The organism is Pseudoalteromonas sp. P1-11, from assembly GCF_001399995.1.
Taxonomy (GTDB): Bacteria; Pseudomonadota; Gammaproteobacteria; order Enterobacterales; family Alteromonadaceae; genus Pseudoalteromonas; species Pseudoalteromonas atlantica.
The window spans coordinates 403,715-416,840 of the sequence record NZ_LJSP01000002.1; the positions used below are offsets into that span (position 1 = coordinate 403,715).

General features: G+C 39.8%; 9 protein-coding genes and 4 tRNA genes. 4 read left to right on the top strand and 9 right to left on the bottom strand.

The window, feature by feature from the left end; translation table 11 throughout:
- Positions 1–2 precede the first annotated feature (2 nt).
- Together AN390_RS04495 and AN390_RS04500 are read right to left on the bottom strand one after the other, a co-directional pair.
- Entirely contained in the window at positions 3–2,261 is a 2,259-nt protein-coding gene (locus tag AN390_RS04495; protein WP_055253071.1) for a chondroitinase-B domain-containing protein, read from the bottom strand.
- A gap of 146 nt (positions 2,262–2,407) precedes the next feature.
- Complete coding sequence (locus AN390_RS04500; RefSeq protein WP_024034160.1) at positions 2,408–3,286, bottom strand: NAD(P)-dependent oxidoreductase; 879 nt, start codon at positions 3,284–3,286, stop codon at positions 2,408–2,410.
- Positions 3,287–4,225: 939 nt separating this feature from the next.
- On the opposite strand from AN390_RS04500, the gene gloA reads away from it, so the two are divergent.
- Positions 4,226–4,624, top strand: coding sequence for a lactoylglutathione lyase (gloA, locus tag AN390_RS04505; protein ID WP_004589277.1), 399 nt, complete (start codon positions 4,226–4,228; stop codon positions 4,622–4,624).
- 37 nt (positions 4,625–4,661) lie between these two features.
- Here gloA and AN390_RS04510 read toward each other — a convergent pair whose 3' ends face one another.
- The 3 genes from AN390_RS04510 to AN390_RS04520 all read right to left on the bottom strand — a co-directional run bounded on the left by AN390_RS04510 (position 4,662) and on the right by AN390_RS04520 (position 5,620).
- Positions 4,662–4,928 (bottom strand): DksA/TraR family C4-type zinc finger protein, encoded by a 267-nt coding sequence (locus tag AN390_RS04510; protein ID WP_024034161.1) that lies wholly within the window; start codon positions 4,926–4,928, stop codon positions 4,662–4,664.
- 504 nt (positions 4,929–5,432) lie between these two features.
- Positions 5,433–5,508, bottom strand: a tRNA-Glu gene (locus AN390_RS04515).
- A 36-nt stretch (positions 5,509–5,544) separates the two neighbouring features.
- A tRNA-Ala gene (locus tag AN390_RS04520) sits at positions 5,545–5,620 on the bottom strand.
- Positions 5,621–6,570: 950 nt separating this feature from the next.
- Here AN390_RS04520 and AN390_RS04525 point away from each other — a divergent pair.
- The 3 genes from AN390_RS04525 (at position 6,571) to AN390_RS04540 (ending at position 9,234) form a co-directional block, all read left to right on the top strand.
- Positions 6,571–6,637: transfer RNA gene (locus AN390_RS04525), tRNA-Val, on the top strand.
- Between the two features lie 344 nt (positions 6,638–6,981).
- Positions 6,982–7,057: transfer RNA gene (locus AN390_RS04535), tRNA-Val, on the top strand.
- 536 nt (positions 7,058–7,593) lie between these two features.
- Positions 7,594–9,234 carry a response regulator gene (locus AN390_RS04540; protein WP_024034162.1) on the top strand — a complete coding sequence of 547 codons (1,641 nt, stop codon included), beginning with the start codon at positions 7,594–7,596 and terminating at the stop codon, positions 9,232–9,234.
- Between the two features lie 55 nt (positions 9,235–9,289).
- On the opposite strand, the gene msrB is transcribed toward AN390_RS04540, so the two are convergent.
- From msrB to ligA, 4 genes are all read right to left on the bottom strand, one after another.
- The gene (gene msrB, locus AN390_RS04545) at positions 9,290–9,730 is read right to left on the bottom strand and encodes a peptide-methionine (R)-S-oxide reductase MsrB (RefSeq protein WP_004588868.1); all 441 of its coding nucleotides are present in this window, start codon (positions 9,728–9,730) and stop codon (positions 9,290–9,292) included.
- Between the two features lie 341 nt (positions 9,731–10,071).
- Positions 10,072–10,512 carry a hypothetical protein gene (locus tag AN390_RS04550; protein ID WP_055253072.1) on the bottom strand — a complete coding sequence of 147 codons (441 nt, stop codon included), beginning with the start codon at positions 10,510–10,512 and terminating at the stop codon, positions 10,072–10,074.
- Positions 10,513–10,523: 11 nt separating this feature from the next.
- Complete coding sequence (locus tag AN390_RS04555; RefSeq protein ID WP_004588866.1) at positions 10,524–11,030, bottom strand: DUF2919 domain-containing protein; 507 nt, start codon at positions 11,028–11,030, stop codon at positions 10,524–10,526.
- Between the two features lie 9 nt (positions 11,031–11,039).
- Positions 11,040–13,058 carry an NAD-dependent DNA ligase LigA gene (ligA, locus tag AN390_RS04560; protein WP_055253073.1) on the bottom strand — a complete coding sequence of 673 codons (2,019 nt, stop codon included), beginning with the start codon at positions 13,056–13,058 and terminating at the stop codon, positions 11,040–11,042.
- Between the last annotated feature and the right edge of the window lie 68 nt (positions 13,059–13,126).

The following is a 13,126-nucleotide window of genomic DNA, read 5'->3' on the forward strand; positions in this document are numbered from 1 at the left end:
TGTTAGTTCACCTTATTTAAAACGTTGTTATTTTTAATCGTTGCCGTGTGCGGGCCCGCTACACGTAACTCTTTTACGCTTGGCGCTTGAGTTGCATCAAAGGTGTTATCTGTAATGGCTGTTATTGGCTCACCAACCGTGTGCTCAATTTTAATCGGTGCCGATTTTTCAAATACGTTGCTTACAATATTTGTGACTTGTCCACCGTGCGCATACACACTCGCTTTCGCCTTGTTACGCTTACCTAAACCTACTTTAGTTAGGGTGTTATTGGTCATTAATAAATGCGGACCAAAGGTGCTTTCATCACTTCCCCCTCGGTATAACTTAACGACGCCACCGGCTACCTCATTAAAGGTATTGTTTTTAAGTGTTACATACTCTGCGTTATAAATACCTAAGTCTTCTATTTCGGTATCAAGACGTAAAATATCGCCAGTTACATTTTTAAAGGTATTATTTACTAACGCGATTTCATCTGCCATCGCCCCTTTACCCGTTACAAAAAAGTGAAATGAGTGATTAATATCAAGATTAGTTAATTGTGAGTTGTGTATTTCAAAGCGGTAGTTATCAACCATGCCCCACTTTTTAGTACGTACCACACTATTATTAATGGCATCAGGTGCGTTTTCACCCGAGATAACTAAACCATCTAGCTTTAAGCTACCGCCATCATGAATTTCAAATAAGGTGGAGCGTTGGTAGGTCAACTTAGCTTTGCCAGTATGTTTAGCCTTAAGGGTAAGCACTTTTGTTATTTTAACGAGTTTAGATACATCGTATTGACCATCTGCAAGCTCTAATACATCACCCGTTTGGGCTGCATTGATTGCGTTAAGTAAGGCATCTGCAGTTGCTTTAACCTGGTGAGTTTTACCCGTATCAAATGCTACAACTTGCTCTGTTTTTGGATACCAACTAACGCCGGTATCGGCTTTTTTTAGCACTTTTAAACCGCGTTTAGCACCTGCACTAATTTTGCTTGATTCAGGATACAGTAAACCGTTACTAGCTCTGGTTAGTGTTACATTTTGCTGTTTAACACCGTAATTTAACTCTTTTAATACCTGGGTATTAGCTACATTTTTGCTAAATTTAATACCGCTTACATCATCAAAGGTTGTAAAAGGCTGCTCGCCATTTTGATTAATAATAAGGTTATTTTTCATTACGCTATTAATTGGCGCAGCGCTACGCTCGCTATCGCTACCTGCGCCAAGTTGTATATGACGCACATTTACATAGGTATTGTTTTCAATTGTCGCGTTTTCTACCTGATGGTAGCGATTTATTGGTGAGTTAGGTACGCCGTTCATAACCGTAAAACCACTGCCAAAACGGTAGCCTGTTAAACCTTCTAAGTAGTTATTTTTTACTGTTTGGTTTTTATTAATTATGCGAATACCACCTGTGTGATCCACACCGTTACCAAAAAAAACGTTCTCTTCTATAATATTGCCATTACCATGGCGCAACGTTAGTGTGCCGCGAGACTCAAAAAACACATTATTGCGGATTTGGTTTTTCCCTGATTTAACAGAGATTATTTCTACTTCGCCGTTAGTACGTTCAAAGTAGTTGTTTTCAACTACGGTAAATGAATCACTTAATGAATAGTGGCTAGTACCAATGCGCAGTGTTTCACCGCCGTTAGATCCAAAAGTAGGACGATAGCCAAAGAAGTTATGATCAATTTGATGGTGGTTTTGTTGGCTTTGCTCACTATTAAGCCTTACTGCAACCGTAACGCCTTTGTTACGTTTACCTACTAAGTGGCTGTGATCAAAACGATTGTGTTTACCATATAGAGCCACCCAATAGTCTGATTCTCGTTTATCGGGGTTATTGTAGTTATCGATAACGACTTGTGTTACGCGGGAGTGAGTAGCAAGCTCATCTTTATTTTTACGAAATTCAATAACGGCTGAGCTAGGCGTATAACCATTTTTAAATACAAGCCCTGACACTTCTAAATACGAACCCGCCAGTCTTAAATTAGATTGCCCTGATAAAATAACGTTACCCTTGGTTTGCGCTGTAAGCTTTATAGGGGCGTTTTTGGTTCCTTGGCCTTGTAATAAAATTTCGAAATTAGACCACGTACCGTCTTTGAGAGTTATTTTATCGCCGGCAACGAGTTTGTCAGAGATTTCTTGAAAAGCTTGTTTAGTGTCTACAAAATAATCTTTGGCTGCCAATTGTGTGGATGTGCACCCAATAAGAACTAGGCTAAGCTTTATTATATTAATTAAACGCATAGATAACTCTTTTTCAGTGTGACCGGAAGTAATCCCTTATCAATAGTAATGCTGCACTCATTGCACAAAGCAGGTTAAATCTAGCCAATTGATGTTGTGTGTGTTTTGGTGCTTTAACTACGTTAAAGCACCCAATGTTGTCGGTATTACTTTTCTAGAGTTTTAAAGTAATCAAAAATTTCTGGTACGTTGCCTTGCCCCATACCTGCATCAAATGCCGCTTGTAAGTTAGCAGATGAACCTTCAGCAATTTTTGATTCAGTCCCAAGGTCTGAAACCATTTGTAGGAAGTAGCCTAAATCTTTGTTTGCATTGGCAATTGAAAAACCAAGGTCGCTTACATTGTCTACCGCGTAGTTTTTACAAAATTGCATAAATGGAGAGCTAGAAGGCCCTGTCGACATAATGTCAAATAGTTGCTGGCGGTCTACACCGGCTTTGTCTGCTACAGCAAACGCTTGTGACATAGCACATACCGTGGTCATACCCATAAAGTTATTGATTAACTTAGTTGTATGCCCTGCGCCTAGCTCACCTAGGTGAAATACGTTTTCGCCTTGATCTTCAAGTACAGGTTTAACTTTATTGAAGGTGTCAATATCGCCCGCTGCCATAATATTTAATAGGCCGTCTTTAGCATGGGCTGGAGTACGCCCTAGTGGTGCGTCAATCATGCCTGCGCCTTTAGCGGCTAGATCAGCACCAATTTTTTTAGTAGATGAAGGAATTGATGTACCAAAATCAATTAATACCGCGCCTTCTTTAATACCCGCTAAAATGCCATCTTCTGCGTACACAATTTTTTCAACAACTGCTGATGTTGTTAAACAAAACATAATTATGTCTGCACCTTGTGCAAGCTCTTTTGCAGTGCTTGCTGTTTTTGCACCTCTGCTAACGCATGCAGCAACCGCATCTTTGTTTAAATCCATAACAATAAGCTCATAGCCTTTGTTCTGTAAGTTTTCGGCCATATTGCCGCCCATTAAGCCAAGGCCGATAAAACCGATTACTGGTTTAGACATGAATAACTCCTAAATATGATGGCGCGTGCTTTTATGAGTACGAGTAATGATTTACCCCATAAATAGGTACGCTGTGTCGTTTAATTCAATTTGCTAAAGTAACCCTGAGCATGTTCATTTGAATAGGTAACCCGCCGCGTTATTACCATTTGAGCGAATAAAAACAGAGTGATTACACGCTGTATATTATTGACCGGTTACGTATTTATTTCGTTATGCTTAGCATTGCTTTGATTATTTATTAATACCTTGGAGAAGCTAAAACCAAGCAACTTACCAATTGGTATGTAAAAACTGTATTACCATACACCAATCTTGTCAACCAATAAGTTAACTTTGTAAACCAAGGTAATTTACAATTCATTTCAAATTAACAAAATAACAATAATAAACAATTAGTTATAGGCAGTATGGAAATCAAATTAATTCCACTCACTTTTCCCTTCTTTGGTTAGAGCTTAATAAAAAATAGGTTGACCAATAAGTGCAACAACTTTATAAACTCGTATAAATAGCGTGGCTATAATTACATTGTGCACTAACCCATTGTTGGTAATACCACTAATTTAGTGTGCTAATATTATGGCAATGCGTGGTTGTAAATGCCTAGCCTTGCCCACATTTAGCTTAAATTGCCCGAACTCAGGTTAAGAAGTTTACTTACGTATTAAATCGTACTGATATTTTAATTTATTTCACAAGCCGAGGTTTTCAGTGAAGGCAAAGCCACTTGCGCGGCAATAACTGGGCTTATTGCACGTAAATTTGACGCAATGAGTGCGCAAATAGCTGGTTAATATAAACTTATTGTTCAAAGTTGAGGTAAAATAAGCCTCTCGGTATATGGCAGGCTCTGGCCTATGCAATGCGGTTATGAATACCCCATAAAGACGCTATGCTCCACACCTATTTAAATTTAAACTCACAGAGGTAACCTAAATGCGTTTATTACACACAATGTTGCGTGTAGCCGACTTAGAAAAGTCACTTTCTTTTTATACACAGATTTTAGGAATGAAAGAATTACGCCGTTCTGACAACGAAGAGTACCGTTATACATTAGCTTTTGTAGGGTATGGTGAAGAGGATAGTAATACTGTATTAGAGCTTACTTATAATTGGGATGAAAATAGCTACGATCTTGGTAATGCATATGGCCATATAGCTATTGAATTTGACGATATATACAAGGCATGTGACGACATAAAGGCCGCTGGTGGAAACGTCAGTCGAGAACCGGGGCCAGTAAAAGGCGGCACAACAGAAATTGCTTTTGTGAAAGACCCTGATGGCTATTCAATTGAGCTTATTCAGAAAAAGAAAAACAAAGCTCACTAGGGAATAAAATTTATCAAAAAGGTGCCTAGTCGCACCTTTACCTTAGTTGGCTATCTTTACTTGCTCGGCGGTTTACGCCAGCAACGCCTTTGCCTTTAGCCTCAAGCTCGCTTTGACACGCCACACAGTGCCTAACACCTGGCAGCGCTAACCTGCGTGCCTGTGGTATTTCACAATCACACTCATCACAGAATTCAGCACTCGCGCCTGAGATTAAATTTTGCCTTGCATATTGCACTGCGTCATTAACACTTGCATCGATTTGATCTTGAATTGCGCCATCACGCGCCCAACCACTTGCCATAATTAACTCCTAATAATAAGAAATTAAACTAAAAGGTTAGCAGCACAGCGCTTTATAAATGCTGAATATTTTGTACAGGCTTTATTGATTGAGCTATTTAAAGGATGAATAAATATGGTTAAGAGTAATTTGTAATTTAGTTGTGCTATCCATTTTATCTACACATGCAGTTATAAGTATGTATTTTTAACGCAGACAGCAAAAATTTATCACTGTAAATGAATAATTATTATTGCGGATCGGTCTTGAAATCCTAAGAAGTTATACGTAGGTGATTATTAATTAAATAGATAGGTTTTTAGATATTGAAGAAAATTAAAAGTGTAAAACTAAAATTTTAACGGATAAACAGTATAAATTAATGCGCTGGATAGCGCAGAGGAAGTTATAGCTTTATACACTACTAAAATAGTAAGTGGCGTCTCAATAGATTAGTACTCTTGATAACGTCGTGCATAGAGAGTGCGGTGTCACACTGCTTTATACATCACCTAAAATAGTAAGTGGCGTCCCCAAGGGGATTCGAACCCCTGTTACCGCCGTGAAAGGGCGGTGTCCTAGGCCTCTAGACGATGGGGACACAGAAAACTGCTACCCTAGGACATGCACAAAGATTTGGTGGAGCTATGCGGGATCGAACCGCAGACCTCTTCGCTGCCAGCGAAGCGCTCTCCCAGCTGAGCTATAGCCCCAAACCTTTTAATACCTAACGTGTTTAACACGCTGTGTATCGCTGAGTGCGGGGCGCATTCTATGCACCCCCCAAAATAAAGTCAACAGTTTTTTATGCCACTTTATTTAAATGGTTTAATTTTCAACAAACTGGCTATCAGACATGCAAAAAAATACAATTTCGACAAAATTTGGCCTGTACTTCATCTCACAGTACTATAAACAGGTTAATTATCTATTTATACCTCGTTGATGAAGTAATAATGTTTAACATAAAAGGTATACATTTATATGCAAATTGAGTTGGGGTTAAAAAAGTACTAAAACCAAGGCTAAACCCCGCATTTAAGTGTGTTATTAAAATGCGAGGGCTCTATTCGATAACCTTATTATTAAATGCTCAACCCTTCCCTTTTTAAGTTGCTTGTACACACATATAAAAATTGAAGTGAATTAGGCCGTCGTTAAAAGTGCTAGCAAATAATTTGTGCTGTTTTTAAACACTATGTTCCAGTTTGGGTAATAGGCTCTGTTTTGTTGTCATTGTGCCAAAACCCATGGTGTTAATTAAAGTTTATTCGCACTAATGGCAATACAGATAACTGCTTATGCCCTTACCTTTTAAAAAGTACCGTATACCAGTTCAATAATTTAAAACCTTATATAGTCATAAATCTTCTTTTTGATAAAACGTCACGCTTACTGTATCAATTTCAACATCGCCTTTTATTAGCTTATTTAAGCAATGCTTTTTATTGTAAGTAAAAATAAGGCAGCACTTAGTTCAGATTCAGCTGTTAATTTACCCTAACAACTTAAATTTGATGATAAAGTAAACGCCAACCACCCTGCGCTGTTTATAAAACCTTCATTCAGCACATTTTTATCATTCAAGTGTTGACACATTTGCAACTCTATCTATAATAGCGCCCCACAACAACGCAGCAATGTAATGTTGTTTAGATGTGGGTGATTAGCTCAGCTGGGAGAGCATCGCCCTTACAAGGCGAGGGTCACTGGTTCAAGTCCAGTATTAAGTGTACACATCTAAAATTATATATGAGTTGTTAGCTCAGTTAGAAAAGAGAGCGTCACTGCTTTAAGTAAAAGAAGGTGAGGTTCACTGGTTAAAGTCCAGTACTATTATTTAATAGTAGCGTTTTAATTTATATGTGGGTGATTAGCTCAGTTGGGAGAGCATCGCCCTTACAAGGCGAGGGTCACTGGTATCTATTATTATATTAATAGACGCGTTTTAAAATTGTAATATGGGTCGTTAGCTCAGTTACAAGAAAAGAGAGCATCACCGCTTTTTATAAAAGATGGCGAAGTTCACTGGTTAAAGTCCAGTACTATCTATACAGGTAGTAGCATGTAATATGGGTCGTTAGCTCAGTTGGGAGAGCATCGCCCTTACAAGGCGAGGGTCACTGGTTCAAGTCCAGTATCACCCACCACATATAAACACTTCTAAAGCATCTAAACTCTTCTGAAAAATTATTATTAAAATCCTATTTGGGTAATTAATCCAGTTGTAAAAAAAAGAGAGCATCGCTGTCATTTACAAATAATGGCGAGGGTCACTGGTTCAAGCCAAGTAATCACCTACCACATATAAACACTTCTAAAGCATCAAAACTCTTCTGAATAATTATTATAAAAATCCTATTTGGGTAATTAATCCAGTTGTAAGAAAAAGAGAGCATCGCCGTCCTTTACAAATAAAGGCGAGTGCCACTGGTTCAAGTCTAATATCACCCGCCACGTACAAACACTCCACAAAAACCTAGATTATTTTAACTATTATTTAGAGCTGCTTTTTACCTATTAATTAAACATTGATTTTAAAACGCTAAGGCAAGGATAATATGAAGCCATCTAAACGTATGAAAATAACTTAATCTTCTAATAACCTCGGCTAATAGTTAAATTCCCTTGTAAGCAGCTAAACTGTTGATTATAGTCTGTGATAAATTAAACAACATGTAAGCCAATGCCAACTAAGATCTACGCCAAAGCCAAAATACTGATAGTGGAAGAGCAGCCCCTCGCTCAAAGCTATATGAAACAGTCGCTAGAAAGGCTTGGCTTTCGGCAGTTGCACTTTGCCGATCATGCAATTGCAGCAAAAGAGCAATGTTTGGCTGAGCAATTTGATTTAATTGTATGTTCGTTTAATTTAAGCAAACACCAAGACGGCTACCAACTCTACGAAGAACTCCGTGTTAAGCAACTGATAAAAAACTCCACCGCGTTTATTTTTATTTCTGCAGAAACCAGTGGTGCGCTAGTGCATAGCGTTTTAGAGCTTCAACCCGACGACTTTTTGGTAAAGCCATTTACGGTACAAGAGTTAAAAACGCGGATTGAGCGTATTCTAAAACGTAAAAATGAGCTTCAGAGCATTTATACCTTAGTAGATGATGGCAACGACTCTAAAGCAATAAAAGTAATCGATGCCGCTTTAAATAAAAAAAACAATATATACAGCCCTATCCTCCTTCGCTTAAAAGGAGATGCATTGCTTAGGCTAAACCGCAGTGAGGAAGCTAAAGACTTTTTTACCTCGGTGCTAGACATACAAAAATTTGCCTGGGCCAAAGTTGGTTTAGTAGAAGCCCTGATTGCTAATAATGAGCATATTCTTGCTCAGCGCATGTTAAAAACCATGCTTGAACGCCATGAAACACGTTTAGTTGCACTGGATTTACTCGGCCGATTAGAAATAAAACTAAACCAATTTGAATTGGCGCAAGATTTTTTAAGCCAAGCAGTCGATATCGCGCCACGTAACATCCAAAGACAAAAATCGTTAAGCAATGTTTCGTTAATAAATCACGATTACGAAAAAAGCTACTTAACCCAAAAAGACATAGCCAGCTATGCGCGTCATTCTATTCATGACAGCCCCGACATCTATCTCAATGCAGCCCGTGCCGGTATAGACTTTGCTTTAACCACAGATCAAACAGACCAAATACAACGTATTTCGCGTCAAACTAATAAATACATAAATGATTTAAAAAAGCAGTTTCCTAACAACGCAAACCAATCTCAAATTGATGTACTTAATGCGCGTTTGCACTATTTAAAAGACGAGCATCAAAAAGCCAAGCGCTTGATAGAGCAACTCGACGATGACGATACGTTAATACGCTCTGTAGATGGGGCGCTTGATAAAGCAAAAGCGTTTCACGAGCTGGGTTTTCATCAAAAAGCACAAACATTATTTAGCCAAATAATTAGCCATTGTGAGCGCCACCCCAATATGAGTGATACAACTTACCTGCGTTACATTCAACAGCAGCAAAGTGAGCGTCGTGACATTAAAATGGGCCCTAAAGAGCTTAACAACCATGCAGTAACTCAATTTAATAGAGGGCAATTAAATACGGCGTTAGAGGCGTTTACGCAAGCATTTAGAGTAATGCCGCGTAACCCAAGCATTGCGCTTAATTTATTACAGTGTTTGTTTGATTCGACAAAACAAAAAGGCGGCACTTTTAACTTGGTTATTGCTAAAAAGTGTTACGCCCTTTTGAGTAACTCTACACTGCAGCCAGATCAGTCGCAGCGATTAGATAAAATTTTGCATATGGCAAAAGAAATGAAACTCGATATTCAATCCCCCTAGCGCTAACTAGCGGCTAGAAATAGCTGTTTATCTTGATTGAAAGCTAACTATATAATTAAAGCTTTTTCATTGCAGCGGCATTTACACAATAGCGCAAACCCGACGGTGCTGGCCCATCAGGAAAAATATGCCCTAAGTGTGCATCACACACATTACACACCACTTCAACGCGCTGCATACCATGGCTTAAATCGTTCACATAACCAATTGCATCGACAGTTGCAGGCTGCGTGAATGATGGCCAGCCTGTGCCGCTATCAAACTTTTCATCGGCATCAAAAAGTAAATTATCGCAGCATACACACGCGTATTTACCCGGTTCTAGTAATGTGCAACTTTGTGAGCTGTGAGGGCGTTCTGTGCCCTTTTTACGTGTCACATAGTATTGCTCATCACTTAGCATTGCCTGCCATTGCGCGTCTGTTTTTACAACCTTTTCGCGTGGCGTAGGATTGCCATTATTGGCAAAATTTATAACATCATTCCAAGTAAGCATAATAGCCTCCTTCGGTATTAATAAGTGATTAGGGTCTGTTGATCTTTTAAGGTTAAATTTGCAGCAGTCTGTTTGGTATTTAGGCAAGGCAGAGCCTATGCAGTGTGGTTATTCCCCATAATTGGGCGATAACGTAGCATTAATGCCAAACAGGCGCTGCCCAACGGGTTCTTCCTAGGGGCTATTTACTCTTTGTTGCCTACATGGATGTAGGTAAAGGGCGTGAGCAGGACGCGGAAGCTTTGCTCAGCTTTTACTTAGCCCGCTAGGTTACAAACTTCGCGCCGCGATTAAATAGCCCCTAGTTTGAACAAACTTTAATCCGCAAAGTTCAACAGCCCCTAACTAAAGCGAATAGTTTGCTTTTCGTGATCTGAAAGTATGCGCTTCATGTAGGCGTCTATGTCATTTTTTTGTGCGGGTAAACTTACACTAAATTGTCGCTCGTTATTGCTATGAATAATAAGCTCATCGTTCTTACTTTCTATATGTTCAATGTTGCCAATAACAAGCCATTGCGGGCCAAATTTTTTATCAAAGAAACCTGCCAAGCTAAATAACATTAAGTGCTGTGCATCGCGCTGAATAAAATTATCAAGCGTATTGCGCTTTTTAAAGGCGGGTGTCAGCCTGTAACAACACGAACAAAACACAAATAACCATAATCCTATTACGGCAGAAAACCAAATATGATCAATTAGCGATGTAAACAACACCAAAGCGCCTAAGATAATGCCAATACCAAGCACTACAATGGCAATTTTTTTATTAATGTTATCCATTTAGCTCCCTTTTATTTAGCGTTTTTATCATCTGCTTTTTCAGTAGGCTCTGGCCAATCGTTAAAAAACACCTGCAAATAACGACTCTTTGCCAAGTACCACATTACCCAAAACACAATCACCATTTGCACAGCTAAAAATAGTGAAAACCTGTAATGACTATGTGCAGCTTGTATTGTTAACCAGCTTAAGTCGGTTATTGCACACACAAGTAACGGCCAGCGCATGTAGCGCCACACCATCGCTAAACGCGCACTTTGTTGATGAGAGTCGCGCGGGCGTCTTAAGCAAAATAAAAAAGTGGGCACTATCGCAATAGCGCCAATCGAAATTGCGATAAAAAAATCGTTTTTAGATTTAAAAAATAGCGACATTAAATCAAGCTCAGGGCGGCGGCTCAGCGCCGCTATAACCCAAATAAAATACGCACGTAGTAACACCAATAAACTTAGATGAAATGCAATCGGCGTACGGTAGCTTCCGTATTTATCCCAGTACTCGGGTCCATATCGGCTCATTTTATTACCCTAAGCATTGTACTTATCAAACAGTGCAATTAAGTCATCTTCGCTAAGTATGTCTATGCCTAAATCTTGTGCTTTAGTTAATTTAGAGCCGGCTTTTTCGCCCGCCACCAATGCATCTGTTTTAGCCGACACACTACCGGCTACTTTTGCACCTAACTGTTGTAAGCGTGCTTTAGCATCGTTTCGGTTTAAAGTATTAAGAGTGCCAGTTAATACATAGGTTAGCCCAGCTAAGGGTTGCTCATCCTCTGAAGGCGGCGTTAGCGCTGGCCAATTAATGCCTTGTTCAATTAAAGCATTAACCACATCTACATTATGTTGCTCATCAAAAAAGCCACGAACATGAGTTGCTACAATAACCCCTACATCGCTCACTTGTGTAAGGCTTTCAATACTGGCTTGGGTTACCTTTTCAAGTGTTAAAAAATGATTTGCTAAGTTTTGCGCTGTGGCCTCGCCAACCTCACGAATACCCAGCGAGTATAAAAACTTTGCAAGCGTAGTTGTTTTTGAAGCTTCAAGCGCATCCACTAAGTTTTTAGCCGACTTAGGACCCATACGCTCAAGTGACTCAAAGTGACCTTGTTTTAATATAAATAAATCTGCGGGGGTTTTTACCAGCTCTCTATCAACCAGTTGATCAACTATTTTGTCGCCTAAGCCATCTATATCAAGCGCTTTGCGTGATGCAAAATGCTTTATCGCTTGTTTACGCTGAGCTTGGCACACTAAGCCACCGGTACAACGAGCCACGGCCTCACCTTCTACTTTTTCAACGTGTGAGTCACAAATGGGGCAACTGGCAGGAAATACAATGTCGCGTGCATCATCTGGGCGGCGCTCAAGTACTACTTGTGTAATTTGCGGAATAACATCGCCGGCGCGGCGTATAATTACTGTATCGCCTACCTTTACGCCTAAGCGGGCTATTTCATCGCCATTGTGCAGCGTTGCGTTTGATACCGTAACACCGCCTACAAATACAGGCTCTAAACGCGCTACCGGCGTTATTGCGCCTGTGCGACCAACCTGAAATTCTACATCAAGTAACTGGGTTATTTCTTCTTGCGCAGGAAACTTATAAGCAATTGCCCAGCGCGGTGCACGTGCAACAAACCCTAAACGCTCTTGTAAGGCTTTTTGGTTTATTTTAATTACTACGCCATCAATTTCATATTTAAGCTCGCTTCTGCGCGTTAAAATATCACTGTAGTAATCTAAAGCCGCTTGCGTACCTTCAACTAACTTTGTTTCTGGGCACAGCGGTAAACCCCAATCAGTTAATTTTGCCAATTGTTGGTAGTGATCCTCAGGGATTGAGCCATCGGCCACCAGCCCAGTGCTATACGCATAAAACATTAGCGGGCGCTTAGCGGTGATTTTTGAATCAAGCTGGCGTAGGCTACCTGCGGCTGCATTTCGAGGATTTACAAATACTTTTTCGCCACGTTTTTCGGCTTCGCTGTTTAGTTTTTCAAACCCAGCGCTATCCATAAATACTTCGCCACGTACTTCAAGCTCTGCGGGGTAATCGCCACGCAGCTTAAGGGGCACGTTACGGATTGTTTTTACATTTTGTGTAATATTCTCGCCAGTAAAACCATCGCCACGAGTTGCGGCCTGCACAAGCACGCCGTCACGGTAAATAATCGACACAGCCAAGCCATCTAACTTAGGCTCACAACAAAAAGTGAGCTCATCTTGGCTCATTAAACGCTCTTTAATACGGCGGTTAAAGGCGCTAAACTCTTCTTCACTAAAGGCGTTATCAAGCGATAACATAGGCACTTGGTGAGCAACTTGTTCAAATTTACTCAGCGCAGCGCCTCCGACCTTTTGAGTGGGTGAGTCAGGCGTTAAAAATTCTGGGTTTTCTCTTTCAAGGGCGCTTAACTCGCGCAATAGTCTATCGTATTCTGCATCAGGAATACTGGGTGTATCAAGGACATAATAATTGTAGTTGTGTTGCTCTAACGTACTACGAAGATGATTAATTTGCTCACTAATGCTGCTAGACATTTAAACCTCAAAAAACATAAAAAAAGCCACTTTTAGGTAAGTGGCTTAATAAAAATAATGTGTGCGTA